Source organism: Thiothrix winogradskyi (assembly GCF_021650935.1).
Lineage (GTDB): Bacteria > Pseudomonadota > Gammaproteobacteria > Thiotrichales > Thiotrichaceae > Thiothrix > Thiothrix winogradskyi.
The window spans coordinates 237,362-257,495 of record NZ_CP091244.1 but is presented as its reverse complement, the minus strand read 5'-3'; the positions used below and the strand labels follow the sequence as shown (position 1 = coordinate 257,495).

Here is a 20,134-nt window from a genome sequence, read left to right as displayed (position 1 = left end):
TCCTGGTAAATTTAGGATTCATTAGAATTTGGTTAGTGTAGGGTATCATTCGCTGGCATGGCTGCCGTGAATAATAGCCCCGTATCAATAGCGTCAAGTGTATAGTTTGCATTGCAAAACTCACAAATGATCTCAATTTTTCCCTGCGCTTCAATAATGGCGGTGGCTTCGGTCTGCCCCAAGGAGCGCACCATGGTTTCCACCCGTTCACGGCTACAGGTGCAGTGAAAGCCAATGGCTTTGGCGTCAAATAAACGCACGTCTTCTTCATGAAACAGGCGGTAGAGCAGGGCTTCCGGTTCAAGCTGAGTCAGTTCGTCGCGGGTCAGGGTGTCCAGCAAGACCGAAGCGCGTTGCCAATCATCCGCATGGTGTTCCGCTTGCGGCAGGCGTTGCAGCAAAATACCGGCGGCGCTCTTGTCATCTGAGGTTAACCACAAGCGTGTCGGTAATTGTTCGGAACGTTCAAAATACGCCTCCAATGCCACACTTAAGGAATCACCTTCCAAGGGAATCAGGCTTTGGTAGCGCTCGTTGTTTTGGTGAGATTCCAAGGTAATCGCTAATTGGGCTTCACCGAACAGATCGGGCAAACGTGTGCCGGTGGCTTCGCGGCTCCACTGTGCCAATCCGCGTACTGTGCCTTGTGCAGTGGCTTGAATGACCAGCAAATGGATCGGACCATCGCCGCGAATCTGTAAGGTGAGGGAGCCGTCGTGTTTAATGGTGGCGGCTAATAACACGGCGGCGGTCACGGCTTCGCCCAGAATGGTTTTCACAAAAGCAGGGTAATCTGCCCGTGCTAAAATTTCCTGCCAGGTTTGATTAAGGTGTAACCATTCACCGCGCACATGCGCTTGTTCGAGCATAAAACGTCGTAATGTGTCTGCTGACATATTTTCTGAACCTCACACAGCGAGAATTGCTTTCTAAATGCGGCTTAATCTGCTAAAAAGCACCCATTTTAGCCGGAACGTGAACTTATCACACAAGTTGGCTTGCCCAAAGTGATGGCGGTTGTTACATTTAGCGAATTATTTTGGGGGCTGCCCAGAGGTTAGCCTGTTCGCGGAAAAACGACAGTCACACAGGATGTGTTCAAGTACTCCCTTTATTTAGCTTTAAGCCGGATTGATTAGATTATGTTCAAAGCCTTATCAGGTTTATTTTCCAATGATATTTCCATCGACCTAGGCACCGCCAATACCCTGATTTATATGCGTGGCAAAGGCATCGTACTGGATGAGCCTTCTGTCGTTGCTATCCGTCAAGACCGTGGTCCGGGTGGTCCCAAGTCGATCGAAGCCGTGGGAACGGAAGCCAAGAAAATGTTGGGGCGCACCCCTGAGAATATCACCGCAATTCGACCGATGAAAGACGGCGTGATTGCCGACTTTACCTACACTGAAAAAATGTTGCAGCACTTTATCCGCAAAGTGGACGCGGGTCGTATTTTGCGCCCTAGCCCACGTGTGGTAATTTGTGTGCCGTGTGGCGCAACCCAAGTGGAACGCCGTGCGATTAAAGATTCCGCTCTGGGTGCTGGTGCGCGTAAGGTTTACCTGATCGAAGAGCCGATGGCGGCAGCGATTGGTGCAGGCATTCCGGTCGATGAGGCGATTGGCTCGATGGTATTGGACATCGGCGGCGGTACGTCTGAAGTGGCGATTATGTCACTGCGTGGTATCGTTTACTCGGCATCAGTACGTATCGGTGGTGATCGGTTGGATGATGCGATCATCAGTTATGTGCGTCGCAATTACGGCATGTTAATCGGTGAGGCGACGGCTGAGCGGATTAAATGCGAAATCGGTTCGGCTTACCCCGGCAAGGAATTGCTGGAAATCGAAGTGAAGGGACGTAACCTGTCAGAAGGCGTACCCCGCAGTTTCACCCTGACCAGCAATGAAATCCTCGAAGCGTTGCAGGAACCGCTGTTTGGTATTGTCAGTGCGGTGAAAACGGCTTTGGAACAAACCCCGCCAGAATTGGCTGCTGACGTTGCCGACCGTGGTATCGTCCTAACGGGTGGTGGGGCGTTATTGCGCGATTTGGATCGTTTGTTGATGGAAGAAACCGGAATCCCAGTGGTGATTGCTGATGATCCGCTGACTTGCGTGGCGCGTGGTGGCGGCAAGATTCTGGAAATCATGGAAGAAGAAGGCGTTAACTTCCTCGCTACCGACTGATCAGCAAGCTGAATGACAAGCAGCAGCGGAGGCGACCATTAACGACACCAATTATCATGCCACACCGGGATTTTCGTTTCGGTTTATGGTGCTAATTCTTGTTGCGCTGGTGCTAATGGCCGTGGATAACCGTAATTCCAAGGCGTTAGCACCGGTGCGCACGCTGGCAACCATGATGGTTTACCCACTGTTATACGGGGTTGATTTCCCGCAACGGGCTTATCAGCGTTCCAGTGGCTTCTTTTCCGCGCAACGTCAGTTATCGGATGAAAATTTGGCTCTGAAGCAGCAGGTGCAAACCTTTTCCGCCCAACAGCAGGATCTGAATAAGGTACATGCAGAAAATCAGCGCTTGCGTGCCATGCTGAATGCAGCACCTCGCGAAACCCATACCTTTTTAATGGCTGAAATTTTTAAGGTTGCCCAAGACCCGGTACGTGGCTTGGTGACGCTCAATAAGGGCAGTCGCGATGGGGTGAAGGAAAGCCAAGTGGTGTTGGATGGCAATAAAATCTACGGGCAAGTGGTGAGTGTTACCCCATTTGATGCCAGCGTGATGCAATTGATTGATCGCGAACATTCTATTCCCGTGCAAAATCAACGTACCGGCGAACGTGGCTTGGCGAATGGTCATGGGCGCGGACGCCCGATAGAAATTACAAATTTGCCCGCCAGCAGTACCGTTAAAGAGGGTGATGTGTTTGTTTCATCCGGCTTAGGTGGTTTGTTTCCCGCTGGTTATGAGATTGCCACCGTGCTGCCCAAAGGTGTGGAATTTAAGCAGGGTGATTTATTTGCGACGGTATGGGCAATGCCCTCAGTCGATTACGAAGCAGTACGCGAAGTGCTTTTGGTGTGGGAGAAGCCGTCTGATGACACTGCCATACAGCCGCCAGCAGGAGGGGTGTTAGATGCCCGTTAACGATCCCCGTTTTCCCGGTGCGGTATTACTGACACTGGTTCTGGCCATGGTGTTATTGGTGGTTCCCTTGGGGGAATCCGTTGCTGCTTGGCGTCCTGAATGGGTGGCATTGACGTTGGTGCATTGGGCGCTGATTATTCGTGACCGTATCAGTCTGGTGGTGGTGTTTGCGATTGGCTTGATCGTTGATACCTTATATGGCTCTTTATTGGGGCAACATGCATTAGGGTATGTGTTAGTCACTTATCTGGCGGTGCGTTTGAGTTTGCGGATGACGCCCGAAGCTTTTATGCAGCAGTTGGCGCTATTATTCGCGATTCTCGGTGTCTATATGTTGGTGAATCTGTGGATATCACAGGTGACCGGCAGAGGCAGTAATCTCGGTTGGCTGTATTGGGCTTCATTAGTTAGCAGTATTGTTATCTGGCCGGTCTACCACTCCTTTCTGGGGTATTTCCATGTGCAGCGTAAAGCCCTTTAATCAACGCCTGCTCTAGGTAAATTGTCATAGTGCTGGTCATTTTGCTACTGTGCTAGCCATAGAGCCAAGCCTTGACTAAGAGGAATTCACATGATGTCTACAAATGCCTGCCAGGAATTGCCCTGTGCGGTCGCCGCTATGCCGGATGTTGCCAAGCAACCCCTCGCAGGTGCTAAAGGAACGCTCAACTGGGTGGGGATGAGCCAAATTGAGTTGCCAGTCTTTCTACGCAGCCCCAACGGTGAGCGCGTGCAAACACTGGCACGGGTTCAGGCTTACGTTAACTTGATTGACCCTAACAGCAAGGGTATTCACATGTCGCGCTTATACGTGGCGCTAGACACACTCCTTGGCATGAATGACCTGACCCCCGAAGTCTTGCGTGCCACCATTGCCCAATTCGTCGATACCCACGGTGGTTTGAGCGATGCCGCTTATTTGGAATGCCGTTTTGATTATTTCGAGCGCCGTAATTCCCTATTGAGTGATAACAGTGGTTGGAAAAACTATCCCGTAAAAGTCGCTGCTACTTTGCGCAATGGGCAAATTGACACCGAAGTTAGCGTGGAAGTGCCTTATTCTTCCACTTGCCCGTGTTCGGCGGCGTTAGCGCGGCAATTGATTCAGGAAGGTTTCCGCGAAACGTTCGGCGATGCTTCCGTCGTGGATGCGAACACCGTTTTCGACTGGTTAGGAACAACCAACGGGATTCGGGCGACGCCGCATAGCCAGCGCAGCATTGCGCAAGTGCGGGTAAAATTGGCAGAAAAAGTGCGCACACTGCCCATTACCAGCCTGATTGACCGGGTGGAAGCGGCGCTTAAAACCCCGGTACAAGCCACAGTGAAACGCGAAGATGAGCAAGAATTTGCGCGTTTGAATGCGGCGAATTTGATGTTTTGCGAAGATGCGGCGCGTCGCCTGAAAAATGCCTTGAACGACGATATTTCGGTGCGCGATTTCTGGTTGCGTGTCAATCACATGGAAAGCTTGCACGCACACGATGCGGTCGCCGTCGTTGTCAAAGGCGTGGAAGGGGGCTACCGTGACGATCCGCGTGAATACGTCCACCCGACCTGATAGCTTGATGGAACACGTGGTGTTGGTCGATCAGCATAATGCGGTGCTGGGGACTCTGCCGAAAAGCCAAGTGCATACGCTGGAAACCCCGTTACACCGGGGGTTTTCGGTGTTTATCTTTAATCAGGCGGGGGAGCTGTTATTGCAACAACGCAGTTTCAGCAAACTGACGTGGCCCGGTTTTTGGTCTAATTCGTGCTGTGGGCATCCGGCATTGGGCGAATCGGTTGCTGAAGCCATCCAGCGGCGGGTGGAGTTGGAGTTGGGGATGCAGGTGTATGATTTGTACGAAGCCTTACCTAATTTCCAGTACCGTTGTGAATACGGCGGTGTGGTTGAAAACGAAATCTGCCCGGTGTGGTTAGCGCGTACTGTGGATGAGCCAATACTCAATCCGCTTGAAGTGGCGGCTACTCGCTGGATTGCGTGGGAAGATTTCAAACAGGTATTGGCAGCGGATGTGGCTGGGCATTATTCGCCTTGGTGCAAATTAGAAACCACGCTGCTGGATAAATCTTGGTCTAATTCTGCTAACCGTTCGGGTGTGCCGATGTCGCGCCAGTCGCCCGCAAAATATTCCCCGCTGACTTGATGTGATTGCATCGCTTGGCGCAGTAACGGTGCGAGTGGGTGCTTGCCTTGGGGCAATCCGGCAAACAGTTCGGGGCTGTAATAGCCAATGCCGCTGAAGGTATAACGCGGTTCGCCGTTGCTGCTAACCCGCCCTTGATTCAAGCCGAAATCGCCTTGCGGGTGGTGTGTCGGATTGGCAACCAGCACCAAGTGCGCCAGATCGTGTTCCGCTAATTGGAAAGGCAGACACGGATAATTGCACCATACATCACCGTTCACTACCAAAAACGGTTCGTTGCCTAGCAAGGGTAGGGCTTTGATAATGCCACCTGCGGTTTCCAATGCGCCCTCTTGCTGCTCGTCGGAATAGTGCAGATTGACATTCCAACGTGAACCATCGCCCAAGGCTTCGGGGATTTTCCAGCCCAGCCACGCCAGATTGATCACAATGTCGCGAAAGCCCGCACGGGCGAGTTTTTCGATGTGCCACACAATCAACGGCTTGCCGCCAGCAGGTAGCAAGGGTTTGGGGGTGTGGTCGGTTAATGGGCGCATCCGTGTGCCGTGCCCAGCGGCGAGAATCATTGCTTTCATCATTGTCATCAGGCGGGAATGTGGACAGTGCCGATGCGTTCGGGAATGCCTGCCCGCCGCATCCATTCGATTAGCTCGCTGGTTTCGGGGTAACGTGAGCCGATTTCCAGCACGTAACTTAGCACCAAGGGCAGGTCATCGAGATAGCTCGGTTTACCGTCACGGTGATTGAGGCGGGCAAAAATCCCCAGTACTTTCAGGTGGCGTTGCAGCCCCATGAGGTCAAACCATTGTTGGTAGGTTTGCTGATCTACCGGCGGTAACACACCCGCAGCAATGGCTTCTTTGCGGTAGCAATCGACCCACCATTCCACCTGCGCTTGCGGCCAAACGATGTAGCAGTCACGCAGCAAGGATACCAAATCGTAGGTCGCAGGCCCTAATAGTGCATCCTGATAATCAATAATGCCGGGGTTATTGGCGGTTGTTACCATGAGATTGCGGCTGTGGTAATCGCGGTGCACAAACGCGGCGGGTTGCCCGACAGCGGCTTCAATCAAGTTTTCAAAGGTGTGCTGAATCAGCTCGTGTGGAATTTCTTCCTCGGTAAAGCCCAAATGTGTTTTTAGGAACCATTCTGGCATTAATTCCATTTCACGGCGCAAGGTACGTTCGTTGTAAACAGGTAGGTGGTCACAGTTGGCTTGCTGGAGTTGCAATAGCGCGTGCAGGGCATCAGCATACAAATCTTTGGCGGTGGCGGGAGTAAGCTGGCTGAGGTAGCTGGTATTGCCCAAGTCTTCTAGCAGCAAGAAGCCATCCAGTAAATTTTGCGCTAACAATTGCGGCACGTGGACACCGGTCGCACTCAGCAAGTGCGTCACTTCTATAAACGGGCGGATGTCTTCTTTATCGGGCGGGGCATCCATGCAAATGGCCGTACCGTCAGTGCCACGGGCGCGAAAATAACGCCGGAAGCTGGCATCTGCCGAAGCAGGTTCTAAGACGGCGTGCTCCCAGTTGGGCAGGCTGTTGACCCACTGAGTTAATTGCTCAAGACGTGTATCCTGTGTCATAAATCTCGGCGTTTCCTAGCGTATTGATAGCTTATAGATAGTGTATCCTAACATGCTAGGCTTTCTGTTAATTGAACATTAAATCGGCAAAACAATGAACGATGATGAAGCGTTATGGCCGTCAACGGCTTATCACCAACAAGTGGAGCAATTACGGGGTCTGATTGGGCAACCGCTGTATGTGGTGGAAATCCATTCGACTGAAATCAATGCGGGTGTGCATTTTCCGGGTAAGCCCTTGGTGTTGCTGGCGATTGTGGATTTTCCCCGACCTGACCCGTATCGGCAGCTTTGCCCGCATCTGTTGATTTTGGATGATGGGCGTGGGGTGAATTTGGGACGGGTGGCGCGTATTAGTCGCGGCAGTGCCTATGCACCAACAGCGGATGATATTGTGTTTAGCAATCAGGAGTTTGTGGAAAACGTATTGTTTGCGCCGCGCAAATTCAGCCGTGCATTGGTGGCGGCAACGTCGCGGCTGGCGTTGGGGGAGATGCTGGGGAAGACAGAGGAGAGGTTGATAGAGCATTCATAGGGGCATCACTTGTAGTGTTTTAGGTTCATGATCGTAACCGCTGCACCATATCGTTGATAATGACATGAAGAATGGCGCGTAAGCAGCGCACTTCCCCCGCAAAAAAGCGATTCAGGGCAGGTTGTTGCTGCAATAGGGTGTGGTTTTCCTGCTCAATAGCGGTCAGCAATTGCGTCGCGGCAGGTTTGATACGCTCAAGCTGGAAGTCCAATAAGCGTTGAGCGGTGTTAACGTGAATGCCCAGCACTGCACCCGCATTGAGTAAGGTCGTGCGATCCAGTTCCGCGAAAGTGCGCTTGCCCAGTATCGACCATGCCAGTGTGGTATGAGGCCAGACATTGCGTTCCATTGCCTTGGTGTCGTACACCCCAATGGCGAGTAAATCGTAATGCGGGGCAAGGCTTACGCCTTGTTTGCTCATTAAAAACGACAAGTTTTTCAGGTGCGCATCGCTATTGCCCACCAGCACATTGAACACTAACCAAGAAAATAAGCGTAAGCGGGCAGCAGCAGGCGCATGACAACGGCTCGCCAGCAGGCTTAAGCGTTCGACGCTGGCTTGGGCGTATTTGAACTGTCGATCCAAATCAAGAACTTGGCAGGCATCGACCAGATGCAGGCGGGCGGTATTCGCCAGTGTTATCTGGCGGTCAAAACGCTCAATCAAGTATACCGGCTCCGGCACGTAATGCCGTGTTACCTCCGGCACCACGAGATTGAGTGCTTTCGCCAAGCGCATGGTGAAATATTCATTAATCACGCTGTGCGCATAGTGGGTATCGGGGTGATCAGGTTTCAGAATATGCGTTGAAGGCGTTACCCCGATTGGCTCGAATAATTGCCCATTCCGTAAAATAACCGGTAACTTATGTTGCGCCCCTGCCAGTGACATGCGTTTTGCCGCGCCTGTTGATAGGGAAACTGTCGGTAAACGCTGAATACGCTCATGCAAGTGGGCATCGCTGAGTGGCCTTGTGCCGCTATCCAGTATTTCATCCGGTGAGGTGCGTAATATCAAAGAGCCAGCGGATTCTGCGCCGTAATACGCCAGCAAGCCAAAGGCATCGGCACTTTCCAATTGCGCATCGCGTGCCAGCAAGGTGCGTGCGCCTTCTTCAGGGAGCAGATTATCGAAAAACCACTGCACACTGCGTTGCGAACTGTTATCGACGTGCGGCACTAACTGGCGCGGCAATATCGGGCTAATGTCATAGCCATCAACGGCATCAACCCAAGTCGGATCGTAGGTAAATGACCAAATGCCATTGGTGTCATGCAGTTCCCCAACCCGACGGGTATTGATGTAAACATGCAGCACTTTCATGATTTAGCTGCTTTCGTGCGCTGTAATATGGTGTATTGCACAGCAATATCGTCATTGACGTCGACTTGGAGTACCAAGCCTAAGCCGTGTAATACTTGCAATAATTTATCTAAACGAACGCCGGGTGCGCCGTTTTCCAAACCACTCAGAAACATGTCGGAAACCCCCATTGCTCCGGCGGCATCATCTTGACGTAGTTTTTGCGCTTTGCGGGCGGCTCTAACCAGATGACCGACATCAGTAGGGGTGGCTAAGGTGATAGCCATAAATGCTCCATAAAATCCTAACAGTTATTCGGATTTTAGGCAGATTCTACCGTTTTGCAACAAAAATCCTAACGATTATTAGGATTTTTTAAATCGAAATGGGCGTACAGGCGTGGGCTTAAAGACCCTTACCTTAACTCGTCTTACTCCCCTCTACCGCTGAGCGGGAGAGGGGGTTGGAGGGTGAGGGTTCTTATGACTTGTTTTCGCGGAAGTCGATCAGGTTATCGACTACGCTTGGGTCAGCCAGTGTGGAAGTATCGCCCAGACCGTCGATTTCATTCGCAGCAATCTTGCGCAGAATCCGGCGCATGATTTTACCAGAACGGGTCTTCGGTAAGCCCGGTGCCCACTGAATCAGGTTAACCTTCGCGATTGGACCAATTTCTTTACGTACCAAATCGCCCAGTTCTTTCTTCAGCGCATCCGTACCTTCTTCGCCTGCCATCAAGGTGACGTAAGCGTAGATGCCCTGACCCGTCAACTCGTGCGGGTAGCCAACAACTGCTGCTTCCGCAACTTTCGGGTGCAGTACCAACGCAGATTCGATTTCCGCCGTACCCAGACGATGCCCGGAAACGTTCAATACGTCATCCACGCGCCCAGTGATCCAGTAATAACCGTCTTCGTCACGACGTGCGCCATCGCCAGTGAAATAGTAACCCGGATACATCGCGAAATAGGTCTCAAAGAAACGCTTATGGTCACCGTAAATGGTGCGCATCATGGAAGGCCACGGAGCTTTGATACACAGCAAGCCTTCCACGCCATTGCCTTCGATTTCCACGCCTTTATCATCCAGCAGGCACGGTTGTACGCCGAAGAATGGAGTAGTCGCTGAACCCGGTTTCAACGCGGTTGCACCCGGTAATGGGGTCAGCATGTGTGCGCCGGTTTCAGTTTGCCACCAAGTATCCACGATCGGGCAACGACCACGACCGACCACTCGATGATACCAGTGCCATGCTTCGGGGTTGATTGGCTCACCGACCGTACCCAGCAAACGCAGTTTGTCGAGTTTTGCACGGTTAACCAATTCTTCGCCTTGACCCATCAACATACGGATGGCAGTTGGCGCGGTGTAGAAAATGGAAACGTCGTGCTTGTCGCACACATCCCAGAAACGCCCCGCATCTGGGTAGGTGGGGATGCCTTCAAACATCAGCGTGGTCGCGCCGTTGGTCAGCGGGCCGTAGACGATGTAAGAGTGACCTGTTACCCAGCCCACGTCAGCCGTACACCAGTAGATTTCACCGTCTTTATAGTCAAACACGGTTTTGTGCGTCATTGCTGCTTGCAGCAGGTAGCCGCCCGTGGTGTGCAATGCGCCTTTAGGCTTGCCGGTAGAGCCAGAAGTGTAGAGGATGAAGAGTGGATCATCGGCTTCCATCGCTTCTACGGGGCAATCCGCATCCGCAGCAGCCACGGCTTCGTGATACCAAATGTCACGTGCGTCATTCCATTTAACCGGATCGCCACCGCGTTGTACCACGACGCAGGTGTGAACGGTTGGGCATTGATCCATCGCTTTGTCAGCATTGCCTTTCAATGGCACTTTCTTGCCGCCACGCATGGATTGGTCAGAGGTAATGACCACGCCGCATTCCGCATCTTGGATACGGTCACGCAATGCATCCGGTGAGAAACCGCCGAATACGATGGAGTGCATTGCGCCGATACGCGCACACGCCAGCATAGCTACGGCTGCTTCAGGAATCATTGGCAGGTAAATGGATACGCGGTCGCCTTTTTTCACGCCACGGCTTTTCAGCACGTTCGCAAATTTAGACACTTCAGCGTGCAGTTCGCGGTAAGTGATTTTGCGGTCTTCGTTCGGGCTATCGCCTTCCCAAATGATCGCTACTTGGTCGCCACGGGTATCGAGGTGACGATCAAGGCAGTTATAAGAAACGTTCAGTTGACCGCCCTTGAACCAGTTAATGTGCAGGTCATCTGCCCCAAAGCTCCAGTCGAGTACGGTATCCCACTTCTTTGACCAGCTTAGGTATTTTTCCGCTTGTTCGCCCCAGAAAGCCGCCGGATCGTCAACCGATTGCTGATACATAGCAGCGTATTGCTCGGCATTGATGTTGGCTTGCGCCGCAAATTCGGCAGGTACTGGGAAGATTTTCATCTCTGACATTATTGTAGACTCCTCATCTCTAGTCGGGTAAAGCTTCTAACGTAGTGCGGTGCTATGGCTGATGCCGTGATTGTTGTTAATCGCTATCTTTATACAATCCATGCCAAGTGTCCAGCCGAATGGCGGAAAAAAGCGGGAATTGTCAACAATTCAGGTATTTTCCAAGCCATCGCGTATTAGGGGTTGCATCGCGGTCAGCAAGCTCTTGAACAAATGGGTGTTTTGCTGCTCCTCGCCTGCCAGCAATTCTTTCATGTGCTGGCGTTGTGTCGGCATATCGAAACACATGGGGCAATTTTCCACAATCACAGGCAAAGCGGCTGCTTTGGCAAAATCAGCGGTTTGGCGTTCGCGCACCATCACTAACGGGCGGATGACGCGCAAGTCTCCCGCATCAATGCGGTAATGCGCTTTCATGGTTTTGAGTTTGCCACCGTGGAAGGCTGACATGAGGAAACTTTCCGCCAAATCGTCCAAATGTTGCGCCAGTGCCAAGACGTTATAGCCGTGTTCGCGGGCGGTGCGGTACATCAGACCGCGCTTCATGCGTGAACAAAACGCACAGTAGGAATCGTTGTCCATGTGCGTTTCTGCCAACTTCACAATCGGTTCGCGCACGTAATGGTAGGGAATGCCCAGACTTTCCATGTACGGAATCAGCGGTGACGGGTCAAACGTGTCGGCTTGCGGATCAATGGTGACGGCAGCAAATTCAAACTGGATCGGCGCGTGTCGCTGAAAATGGTTGAGCAAGTGCAGCAATGCCAGTGAATCTTTGCCGCCGGATAGCCCCAGCAAAATGCGGTCGCCTTCACGGATGAGCTGGTATTCGCCAATAGCTTTGCCGACTTTGCTCAGCAAGGATTTGGGTGGTTTAACAAATTCCAGTCGGTTAGGGGCGACACTATCCATTAGCACGGCAACATCCAGCATTAAAGGGCATTCAGCGTATTACCCCCTTACAAATTCCGCAACTCTTTCCGCAAAATCTTACCCACATTGCTCTTGGGTAATGATTCCACAAACACGATTTGCTTCGGGCATTTGTACGCTGAAAGTTCTTTGCGGCAATAGGCTTTGAGTTCTTCCAGCGTCAGGCTCTGGTCTTTTTTCACCACGAAGGCTTTGACGACTTCGCCGGAGTGTTCGTCTTTCACGCCAACAACGCCCGCTTCCAGCACTTTGGGGTGGCTTGCCAGCACATCTTCGACTTCATTTGGATAAACATTGAAGCCGGAAACCAGTACCAAATCCTTCAAACGATCCACCAGCTTGACGAACCCTAGTTCATTGATAACCGCTACATCGCCCGTGCGTAACCAACCATCACCGGGCATAACCTTAGCGGTCTCGTCGGGGCGCTGCCAGTAGCCTTGCATGACTTGGGGGCCGCGTACCCACAACTCGCCTGCTTCACCCACGCCCAATTCCTTATCGTCAAGATCACGAATGGAGATTTCGGTAGACGGAATCGGCAAGCCAATCATGCCATTGTAATCCGTCAAATCCACGGGATTAATGCACACAGCGGGGGAGGTTTCGGTCAAACCGTAAGCTTCCAACAAGGTCACGCCGGTTAAGGCTTTCCAGCGTTCGGCGACTGATTTTTGCACTGCCATGCCGCCGCCAAGGGAAATTTTTAGGCGGGAAAAATCCACTTGCTGTAGCGCAGGCTGATTCAGCAGCGCGTTATAAAGTGTGTTTACGCCGGTGATGAAGGTAAACGGTTCGTGTGCCAAGTCTTTAATGAAGGCTGGTAAATCACGCGGGTTGGTGATCAGCACATTCTTGGCACCCATTTTTAGCGCAAACAGGGCATTCGCCGTCAGCGCAAACACATGGTACAGCGGTAGCGCGGTGATGAATATTTCTTCGCCAGCCACAAGATCTTCCGTTGTCCAAGCTTCCGCTTGCAACATATTGGCGATCATATTGCGATGAGTCAGTACCGCGCCTTTGGCAACGCCAGTCGTGCCGCCGGTGTATTGCAGGAATGCCGCATCTTCGTGTTGTGGTTGCGCATCGGTGAAGTTGTGCGCGTATTGTTTGCCGAGTGTCAGGGCTTGGTTGAATTTGATGGCTTCCGGCAAGGTGAATGCAGGCACCATTTTTTTCACGTATTTCACCACCGCATTCACCAGCAGGGATTTGGGGAAACCCAGCAAATCGCCAATTTCGGTGGTAATGATGGTTTGAATGCCTACTTCATCTAGCACGCTTTCGAGTGTGTGTGCGAAATTGACGAGGATGACGATGGCTTTTGCCCCGGAATCCTTTAGCTGGTGTTCAAGCTCGCGGTCGGTGTAGAGCGGGTTGGTATTGACCACCACCAAACCCGCCCGCAATGCTCCAAATAGCGCAATCGGGTATTGCAGCAGGTTGGGCATCATAATGGCGATACGGTCGCCGGGTTTCAGCCCAGCACCGTGGATCAGGTAGGCGGCGAATTGTTGCGTCAGGCGGTCAACTTCCGCATACGTTAGAATTTTGCCCATATTGCTGTAGGCAGGGCGGTCGCGGTATTGCGCCACACTGCGCTGAAACAGATCCACCAGCGATTGGTATTGATGGGTGTCAATCTCTGCCGGAACGTGTTTGGGGTAGCTTTGTAGCCATAACTTTTCCATTTCCTCCTCCTTACCTGCCGTTTTAATTATCTAAAAACAAGTCTGCCAGTAATGGGTTGCCTGATGCCACGGCATATGGCTCGAAATCTGTTACGCCTGTTTCTGCCAATACCGATTCGTCGAGGTAAAAGTTGCCGGTGTGTTCGCGGGCATTGCGTTTCAGTATGATGCAGGCAGCATCCGCTACAATTTCCGGTTTGCGACACATCGCCGGTTGCACCCGTCCGCCCAGCATTTGAATGGCAGCCGTTGCAATCACGGTGCGCGGCCATAGCGCATTCACCGCCACTCGCCCCCTGAATTCTTCCGCCATGCCCAATACGCACATGCTCATGCCGTATTTTGCCAGTGTGTAGGCAAGATGATCTTTGAACCATTTCGGTTGCAGCGATAGCGGTGGTGAAAGGGTGAGGATGTGCGGGTTGGGGGCTTGTAATAAGTGCGGTAAGCAGGCTTGCGAGACGGCAAACGTGCCGCGTGTGTTGACTTGTTGCATCAGGTCAAAACGTTTCAGCGGGGTTTCCAGTGTGCCGCTGAGGCTGATGGCGCTGGCGTTATTCACCAGAATGTCAATGCCGCCAAAAGTGGCGATAGCTTGTTGTACCGCTGTTTGGATTTGCCCCTCGTCACGGATGTCGACGGCAAGTGGCAGGGCATTGCCGCCGACAGCCTCAATGTCAGCCGCAGCGGTGTAAATCGTGCCGGGAAGCTGGGGGTGTGGTTCGGTGGTTTTCGCTGCAATCACGATGTTGGCACCTTCGCTGGCAGCTTTGAGGGCAATTGCTAAGCCGATGCCGCGACTGCCGCCGGTGATGAATAAGGTTTTGCCGTGCAGGGTATCCATACGTCAGTTCCTTAGCGGTTTGCCGGTTTCCAGCATGTGGCTGACCCGTGCCAGTGTTTCGGGGTTGCGTACCAGTTGCATGAACTGGGCGTGTTCCAGCGCCAACACGTCGGTTTCGCTCAAGGTTTCGGTGATGTCGGTGTCACCGCCACTGAGGACTACGGCGAGTGCCTTGGCGATGACCGCATCGTAAGGGGTGGCTTTGCCTTGCACGCGGAAGTCGTTGACTGCCATTTCCATGGCGACACGGGCGGTTGCGCCGGGTAGGTGGAATACGGGTGGTTCGGGCGGTCGATAGCCGTCGACCATTGCCAGCGCACGGGCTTTGGCATCGGCAAGCAGCCGGTCACGGTTCATGGTAATGCCATCGTGTGGGCGCAGGAATAGATAATCACGGGCTTCTTGCGCGGATTTCGCCACGGTTGCCACGCTAATGATTTCAAAGCATTTTAATACAGGCGGTAGAAATCCACCGGGGCGTTTGGGGAACTGTGTCCAACGGTGCAGCATTTCCTTGCAGCCACCCCAACCGGGAATCAGCCCCACGCCGGTTTCGACTAAGCCGACGTAAGTTTCGGCATGGGCTTGCAGCGCGTCGCAATGCAGCAGGATCTCACAGCCACCGCCTAACGCCATACCAGACGGTGCGCCAATCACGGGGAAGGGGGCGTATTTGAGGGCTTGGTAAGCGCGTTGCCCCGCTCGCACGATATTGTCGACTTCATCCCAGCCGCCGAGTTTAGCCGCAAACACCAGTAAGCCGAGATTTGCCCCGGCGGAAAAATTGCTGCCCTCGTTATAGATCACCAGTGCTTGGTGGTGTTGCGGGATGAAGGCAACGGTTTCCTCGATCATTTCCAGTATTTGCGGGTCGAGGGAATTCATTTTGCTGTGGAATTCCAAGCAAGCTACGCCATCGCCAATGTCCCAAAGGCTGGCGGCATCGTTGCTCAGCAAGGGTTCGGCATGGCGTTTGAGATCAGCGAGTAGCAGCACACCGGGGGGGCGTTGTAGGGGGCGGTAGGTGCCGTCGGGTTGGAGGTAGTGGGTTGCATTGGCTGCGTGCCGATAAAAGCCCTGTTCCCGCGCTTTTTCCAACAGTGGCGGAATATTCCCCCCCCTCCCTAACCCTCCCCCCGCAAGGGGTGGAGGGGACAAGACGCAATCTCCAAGCGCTTCTTCGCTCCCTTCACCCCTTGCGGGGGAAGGGCCGGGGATGGGGGGGGATGCGGTAGCATCATCCGCTTCCAATCGCCGCGCAAACGCCTCTGCCCCCAACTGGTCGATCAGTTCAAACGGCCCGAATTTCCAGTTGTAACCGAGTTTCATGGCGGTATTGACGGCGCAAATATCGTCAGCAATTTCCGGCACGAGCGCGGCGGCGTAACGCAGGGTTTGCGAGAGTACCCGCCATGCATATTGTCCGCCCTTGTCGGGGTGCGTAATCAAGGCGGGTAAGCCACCGTCGCGAGCGGCTTTCACGCTGTTGAGTTTGGCGGGTTGCGAGATACTGTATTCGCCGGTTTGCAGGTTAATGGATTCTTTGATCTTTGCGCCGCCGTCACGGTTGAGCCGGTAGAAACCGCCTTTGCCTTTGCGCCCGGTATAACCGGTGTCGATCATGGTTTGAATCAGGGGCGGGATAGTGGCTTTTTCCAGCAAAGCATCGCCAGCGGGCAGGCTGCGGTTCATGCTGCGCATTAGGTGCGGCATGAGGTCAATCCCCACCAAATCGGAAAGCCCAAACACACCGGTTTTGGGAATGCCCATTGGTTTGCCGACCACCGCATCGGCTTCTTCCACCGTCAAGCCCAACGCAATCGCTTCCTGTATCGCGGTTTGTATCCAGAAAATGCCGATACGGTTGGCGATGAATCCGGGGGTATCCTTGCAGGCAACCACGCCCTTGCCGAGTTTGTGGTCACAGAACTGGCTGATTTTGGCGACGGCATCTGGATCGGTTTGGGCGCTACTGACAATTTCCAGCAAACGCATGTAACGCGGCGGGTTGAAAAAATGCGTGATCATGAAATGCGCGGCGAAATCCTCCGGTAAGCCTGCCACCAGTTCGTGCAGCGGGATGGAGGAGGTGTTGGAGGAAACCACCGCATCGGCGCGGCGTATGGTGGCGAGTTTGCGGTACAACTCCTGCTTAATGGCGAGGCGTTCGACAATGGCTTCAATAATCCAATCGCATTGCGCGAGGGCAGGCAAGTCGTCTGCAATAGTGCCTGTGGTAATCAGCCGGACATTTTTGGGGTGCATTAAGGGCGCGGGGTCGGCTTTCAGCAATTTGTCGAGGGTGGGAGTAGTGAGGTCGAGTAGCAGCACCGGAATACCGGCATTGGCGATGTGTGCCGCAATGCCTGCGCCCATGACACCTGCGCCGATAACGGCGACTTTTTGGATGTTCATGACACTGCCTCCAGAATCGTGGCGATGCCTTGCCCGCCGCCGATGCATTGGGTGGCAAGCGCAAACTGTTTGCCTTCGCGTTGCAACAGGGCAGCAGCTTTACCGGTAATGCGTGCGCCGGTTGCACCGAGTGGATGCCCCAAGGCAATCGCGCCGCCGTCGAGGTTGATCTTACTTTCATCCAGCCCAAGGTCGCGGATGCAAGCGATGGCTTGTGCGGCAAAGGCTTCGTTGAGTTCGATAATGTCGAGATCGGCAAGCGTTAAACCGGCACGTTGCAGGGCTTTTTGCGTGGCAAGCACCGGGCCGATGCCCATAATGTCGGGGGCGCAACCGGAAATCGCGATGCTACGAATCCGTGCTAACAGAGGTAAGCCGTGCGCACGGGCGAAGGTTTCGCTGCATACTAGTGTGGCGGATGCGCCGTCGGTAAGCGGGGAAGCGGTTCCGGCTGTTACCGTGCCGTGTTCGTCAAATGCCAGTTTCAGACCGGCAAGCGTTGCAGCGGTCGTGTCGGGGCGGATGCAGCCGTCTTGCGTGACTGCGCCAACGGGGATGATTTCAGCGCTAAAATGTCCGGCAGCTTGAGCAGCAGCGGCTTTTTGTTGGCTGGCAACCGCGAAGGTTTCTTGTTCTGCGCGGGAAATGCCGTAGCGTTTGGCAAGGTTTTCGGCGGTTTGCCCCATGCTGATGTAGGCAGATGGCAGCTTGGCATACAAGGCAGGGTTAGGTGAGGGGTTGAAGCCGGTCATGGGGATGCGGGTCATGGATTCGACCCCGGCACAGAGGAACACATCGCCCGCATTCATTTGGATAGCCCCCGCTGCTTGGTGGATGGCTTGCATCGACGAGCCGCAAAAGCGGTTGACGGTGACACCACCAATGGCGAACGGCAAATCTGCCATCAGTACGACTAGCCGTGCCATATTGAAGCCTTGTTCGCCTTCGGGAAAGGCGCAACCGAGAATCAGGTCTTCAATCGCGTGGGGGTCTAGGTCGGTTTGGGCTAATAAACCACGAATGGCAGCGGTCGCTAAATCGTCGGGGCGAACTTTGGCGAATGCGCCTTTGTGGGCGGGGGTAAAGGGAGTGCGGGCGTACCCGGCAATCACAACGCTCTTCATGTTTGATCCTCCATCGGTACGGTTTTGTTTTTTACTTGTTATTGTTGATACTAGAACTCGGCATTAGTTGCGTCAAATCAAGGCGGTATTTGTGGTGTTATGCATCTGCGGTGCGCAGCATGGCGTAGTGGGGAACGCCTTCTTCCAAGTATTGCTCGCCAAGGGTGATAAAACCGAGGCGGGTGTAGAACGTTTCGAGGTGGGTTTGGGCGCTGATGCGGATGGCTTGTGCGGGATAGAGACGGGTGCAGTGGTCGATGGCGACTTGCATAATGCGCTTACCGAGACCGATGCGCCGGTATGCTTGGGTGGTGAGGACTCTGCCGATGGCGGGTTCGGGGTATTTTTCGCCGGGGTCGAGGATGCGCAGGTAGGCAGCGAGCTTGCCTTCGTGCCAAGCGGTTAAATGCCAAGCGTGCAGGTCGTGCTGGTCGGTGTCGGCGCAGCAGATGCGTTGTTCGTCGATGAAAACGGTTTGCCGCGCCAGCATAATGGCGTGGAGTTGGAGTGGAGACAGGGTTTCAAGGCGGTTGCAGTGGATGTCGAGATTATGGATTGCGTTCATGGGCGTTGGATTTGTCAATGTGGAAAGGGTGTTGCCGCTCGTCAGTTTTTAACATTGCAGCGCTTTAAGCAAGTAGGTCTTGAAAACCGAATGAGCATTCGGTAAATTGTAACGCTATGACAAAGCCTATTACCCACCGCGCCAAAGGCGATGATTTACGCGAAAAAGTGCTGTCCACGGCATTGGAGCTGTTTTCTGCGCGTGGCTATTTCAACACCTCGATTCAGGACATCCGCCAAGCAGCCGGGGTGAGCACGGGCGCGATTTATCACCACTTTGAGAATAAAGAAGCCTTGGCGAAGGCATTGTACGAAAGCTTGTTGGTGCAAATGGATGTGGCAATTGCCTGCGCTTGTCAGCCACATGGTGGGTGTTATGCCCAAAGCCGCGCCATTATCGAGCAACTGTTCACGCTGACGGAAGAGCAGCCCAAGTTGATGCAGTTTATTCTGCTGGCGCAACACCGCGAATACTTGCCCAATGAATCACCGATTTGCTCCTCCAAGCCATTTAAAGCGATGCGGCAAGTGATTGAGCAGGGCATGATCAACGGTGAAATCCGACAAATGGATGCGTGGGTTGCTGCCACCACCATGTTCGGCGGCGCATTGCGCATGATGAATCTGGCGCTGGATGGTGTGCTGGGGCATTCGCTGCTGAACCATGTGGATGAGGTTGCGGAAGCGGCATGGCGCGGTATTAAACGCTAAAATTTTTTTACCCCCAAAACCGAACGAATGATCGTTCTTTTTTAATTCGAGGAGTCTGGTATGAAATCGTTAGGCAAATTATTGTTGGTGTCTGCGTTGCTGTTTTCCCCGGCACTATGGGCAGAGTCGCCCAAACCGAGTGAGGCTGCCAAGCCGAACGATAGTGATGCCTTGCAAGGCGTAGAGAAAGGCAAGGTGATTTTCGACATCAATATGAACAGTGCCGAGAAGTTGCCCTTGTATCTGATGGTTATTCAGGAAACCGTTGAAGACCTGAAACGCCAAGGGGTGGAGCCGGATGTGGTGCTGGCATTTCGGGGGTTGTCAGTTAAGCTGATTTCCAAAGACCGCGAGAACATGGAGCTGACCGATTATGAGCATCTGGATAAAATCGCCACGCAAATTGCTGATCTGCAAAAGCAAAAGGGTGTGCGTATGGAAGCCTGTTCGGTAGCAACCCGTTTGTTTGAGGTGGATAACGCTAAATTGTTGGATGGTATCAAGCCGGTGGGTAACACTTTTGTGTCACTGACGGGTTATCAGGCACAGGGTTACGCGAATATCCCGATCTACTGAGGCGGGTTTCTTGAAAATAAATACCCCCGCTTTAAAGGCGGGGGTTAGAGGAGTCGAAACATGGCTAGGCAGCTTGTTGTTATTAATGATTACGCCTGCTCTCTGCTTCTTGGGGCTTGCTGATAAATTCTTTTGTTGTTGTTACGCTGT

General features: G+C 53.2%; 19 protein-coding genes and 1 pseudogene. 8 read left to right on the top strand and 12 right to left on the bottom strand.

Going from position 1 to position 20,134, the window contains the following annotated elements; genetic code table 11:
* Positions 1-32 precede the first annotated feature (32 nt).
* Positions 33-896 (bottom strand): Hsp33 family molecular chaperone HslO, encoded by an 864-nt coding sequence (hslO, locus tag L2Y54_RS01455; RefSeq protein WP_236499404.1) that lies wholly within the window; start codon positions 894-896, stop codon positions 33-35.
* 246 nt (positions 897-1,142) lie between these two features.
* Between hslO and L2Y54_RS01450 the strand changes: the two genes are divergently transcribed.
* The 5 genes and pseudogenes from L2Y54_RS01450 to idi all read left to right on the top strand — a co-directional run.
* The gene (locus L2Y54_RS01450) at positions 1,143-2,189 is read left to right on the top strand and encodes a rod shape-determining protein (protein ID WP_202718604.1); all 1,047 of its coding nucleotides are present in this window, start codon (positions 1,143-1,145) and stop codon (positions 2,187-2,189) included.
* 121 nt (positions 2,190-2,310) lie between these two features.
* A complete protein-coding gene (gene mreC / locus L2Y54_RS01445; protein WP_236499403.1) occupies positions 2,311-3,111 on the top strand; it encodes a rod shape-determining protein MreC in 801 nt (266 codons plus the stop codon).
* Positions 3,101-3,592 (top strand): rod shape-determining protein MreD, encoded by a 492-nt coding sequence (gene mreD / locus L2Y54_RS01440; RefSeq protein WP_236499402.1) that lies wholly within the window; start codon positions 3,101-3,103, stop codon positions 3,590-3,592. Before mreC ends, mreD begins: the two co-directional genes overlap by 11 nt.
* 90 nt (positions 3,593-3,682) lie before the next feature.
* On the top strand, positions 3,683-4,672 hold the full coding sequence (folE2, locus tag L2Y54_RS01435) for a GTP cyclohydrolase FolE2 (RefSeq protein WP_236499400.1): 990 nt from the start codon (positions 3,683-3,685) through the stop codon (positions 4,670-4,672).
* A pseudogene (gene idi / locus L2Y54_RS01430) lies at positions 4,596-5,123 on the top strand (isopentenyl-diphosphate Delta-isomerase); the annotation flags it as partial. The gene folE2 and the pseudogene idi, both read left to right, overlap by 77 nt.
* Positions 5,124-5,143: 20 nt before the next feature.
* Here idi and murU read toward each other — a convergent pair.
* Positions 5,144-5,839, bottom strand: a complete 696-nt coding sequence (gene murU / locus L2Y54_RS01425) for an N-acetylmuramate alpha-1-phosphate uridylyltransferase MurU (protein WP_236501976.1) — start codon at positions 5,837-5,839, stop codon at positions 5,144-5,146.
* Positions 5,840-5,847: 8 nt separating this feature from the next.
* A complete protein-coding gene (locus L2Y54_RS01420; protein ID WP_236499398.1) occupies positions 5,848-6,855 on the bottom strand; it encodes an aminoglycoside phosphotransferase family protein in 1,008 nt (335 codons plus the stop codon).
* Between the two features lie 94 nt (positions 6,856-6,949).
* Between L2Y54_RS01420 and L2Y54_RS01415 the strand changes: the two genes are divergently transcribed.
* Positions 6,950-7,390 (top strand): hypothetical protein, encoded by a 441-nt coding sequence (locus L2Y54_RS01415; protein ID WP_236499396.1) that lies wholly within the window; start codon positions 6,950-6,952, stop codon positions 7,388-7,390.
* 25 nt (positions 7,391-7,415) lie between these two features.
* Here the strand turns inward: L2Y54_RS01415 and L2Y54_RS01410 are convergent, their stop codons facing one another.
* The 9 genes from L2Y54_RS01410 to L2Y54_RS01370 all read right to left on the bottom strand — a co-directional run bounded on the left by L2Y54_RS01410 (position 7,416) and on the right by L2Y54_RS01370 (position 18,698).
* Positions 7,416-8,714: a HipA domain-containing protein gene (locus L2Y54_RS01410; protein WP_236499394.1), complete on the bottom strand. Its 1,299-nt coding sequence runs from the start codon at positions 8,712-8,714 to the stop codon at positions 7,416-7,418.
* The gene (locus tag L2Y54_RS01405; RefSeq protein ID WP_236499392.1) at positions 8,711-8,980 is read right to left on the bottom strand and encodes a helix-turn-helix domain-containing protein; all 270 of its coding nucleotides are present in this window, start codon (positions 8,978-8,980) and stop codon (positions 8,711-8,713) included. Before L2Y54_RS01405 ends, L2Y54_RS01410 begins: the two co-directional genes overlap by 4 nt.
* A 193-nt stretch (positions 8,981-9,173) precedes the next feature.
* Positions 9,174-11,123, bottom strand: coding sequence for an acetate--CoA ligase (gene acs, locus L2Y54_RS01400; RefSeq protein ID WP_236499390.1), 1,950 nt, complete (start codon positions 11,121-11,123; stop codon positions 9,174-9,176).
* A gap of 150 nt (positions 11,124-11,273) precedes the next feature.
* A complete protein-coding gene (locus L2Y54_RS01395; RefSeq protein ID WP_236499389.1) occupies positions 11,274-12,056 on the bottom strand; it encodes a PP-loop family protein in 783 nt (260 codons plus the stop codon).
* Between the two features lie 26 nt (positions 12,057-12,082).
* Positions 12,083-13,750 carry an AMP-binding protein gene (locus tag L2Y54_RS01390; protein ID WP_236499387.1) on the bottom strand — a complete coding sequence of 556 codons (1,668 nt, stop codon included), beginning with the start codon at positions 13,748-13,750 and terminating at the stop codon, positions 12,083-12,085.
* 22 nt (positions 13,751-13,772) lie between these two features.
* On the bottom strand, positions 13,773-14,594 hold the full coding sequence (locus L2Y54_RS01385) for an SDR family oxidoreductase (protein ID WP_236499386.1): 822 nt from the start codon (positions 14,592-14,594) through the stop codon (positions 13,773-13,775).
* 3 nt (positions 14,595-14,597) lie between these two features.
* A complete protein-coding gene (locus tag L2Y54_RS01380) occupies positions 14,598-17,009 on the bottom strand; it encodes a 3-hydroxyacyl-CoA dehydrogenase/enoyl-CoA hydratase family protein (protein ID WP_236499384.1) in 2,412 nt (803 codons plus the stop codon).
* Positions 17,006-18,133 (bottom strand): thiolase family protein, encoded by a 1,128-nt coding sequence (locus L2Y54_RS01375; protein WP_236499382.1) that lies wholly within the window; start codon positions 18,131-18,133, stop codon positions 17,006-17,008. Before L2Y54_RS01375 ends, L2Y54_RS01380 begins: the two co-directional genes overlap by 4 nt.
* Before the next feature lie 97 nt (positions 18,134-18,230).
* A complete protein-coding gene (locus L2Y54_RS01370; protein WP_236499380.1) occupies positions 18,231-18,698 on the bottom strand; it encodes a GNAT family N-acetyltransferase in 468 nt (155 codons plus the stop codon).
* Between the two features lie 116 nt (positions 18,699-18,814).
* Here L2Y54_RS01370 and L2Y54_RS01365 point away from each other — a divergent pair, with 116 nt between their 5' ends.
* Positions 18,815-19,408, top strand: a complete 594-nt coding sequence (locus L2Y54_RS01365; RefSeq protein ID WP_236499378.1) for a TetR/AcrR family transcriptional regulator — start codon at positions 18,815-18,817, stop codon at positions 19,406-19,408.
* Positions 19,409-19,468: 60 nt separating this feature from the next.
* A complete protein-coding gene (locus L2Y54_RS01360; RefSeq protein WP_236499376.1) occupies positions 19,469-19,984 on the top strand; it encodes a DsrE family protein in 516 nt (171 codons plus the stop codon).
* Positions 19,985-20,134 lie beyond the last annotated feature (150 nt).

Bases quoted from the DNA above. Each gene is read 5' to 3' on its own strand.
- hslO (WP_236499404.1), bottom strand. From the start codon at position 896: ATGTCAGCAGACACATTACGACGTTTTATGCTCGAACAAGCGCATGTG.
- L2Y54_RS01450 (WP_202718604.1), top strand. From the start codon at position 1,143: ATGTTCAAAGCCTTATCAGGTTTATTTTCCAATGATATTTCCATCGAC.
- mreD (WP_236499402.1), top strand. From the start codon at position 3,101: ATGCCCGTTAACGATCCCCGTTTTCCCGGTGCGGTATTACTGACACTG.
- folE2 (WP_236499400.1), top strand. From the start codon at position 3,683: ATGATGTCTACAAATGCCTGCCAGGAATTGCCCTGTGCGGTCGCCGCT.
- murU (WP_236501976.1), bottom strand. From the start codon at position 5,839: ATGAAAGCAATGATTCTCGCCGCTGGGCACGGCACACGGATGCGCCCA.
- L2Y54_RS01420 (WP_236499398.1), bottom strand. From the start codon at position 6,855: ATGACACAGGATACACGTCTTGAGCAATTAACTCAGTGGGTCAACAGC.
- L2Y54_RS01415 (WP_236499396.1), top strand. From the start codon at position 6,950: ATGAACGATGATGAAGCGTTATGGCCGTCAACGGCTTATCACCAACAA.
- L2Y54_RS01410 (WP_236499394.1), bottom strand. From the start codon at position 8,714: ATGAAAGTGCTGCATGTTTACATCAATACCCGTCGGGTTGGGGAACTG.
- L2Y54_RS01405 (WP_236499392.1), bottom strand. From the start codon at position 8,980: ATGGCTATCACCTTAGCCACCCCTACTGATGTCGGTCATCTGGTTAGA.
- acs (WP_236499390.1), bottom strand. From the start codon at position 11,123: ATGTCAGAGATGAAAATCTTCCCAGTACCTGCCGAATTTGCGGCGCAA.
- L2Y54_RS01395 (WP_236499389.1), bottom strand. From the start codon at position 12,056: ATGCTGGATGTTGCCGTGCTAATGGATAGTGTCGCCCCTAACCGACTG.
- L2Y54_RS01390 (WP_236499387.1), bottom strand. From the start codon at position 13,750: ATGGAAAAGTTATGGCTACAAAGCTACCCCAAACACGTTCCGGCAGAG.
- L2Y54_RS01385 (WP_236499386.1), bottom strand. From the start codon at position 14,594: ATGGATACCCTGCACGGCAAAACCTTATTCATCACCGGCGGCAGTCGC.
- L2Y54_RS01380 (WP_236499384.1), bottom strand. From the start codon at position 17,009: ATGAACATCCAAAAAGTCGCCGTTATCGGCGCAGGTGTCATGGGCGCA.
- L2Y54_RS01375 (WP_236499382.1), bottom strand. From the start codon at position 18,133: ATGAAGAGCGTTGTGATTGCCGGGTACGCCCGCACTCCCTTTACCCCC.
- L2Y54_RS01370 (WP_236499380.1), bottom strand. From the start codon at position 18,698: ATGAACGCAATCCATAATCTCGACATCCACTGCAACCGCCTTGAAACC.
- L2Y54_RS01365 (WP_236499378.1), top strand. From the start codon at position 18,815: ATGACAAAGCCTATTACCCACCGCGCCAAAGGCGATGATTTACGCGAA.
- L2Y54_RS01360 (WP_236499376.1), top strand. From the start codon at position 19,469: ATGAAATCGTTAGGCAAATTATTGTTGGTGTCTGCGTTGCTGTTTTCC.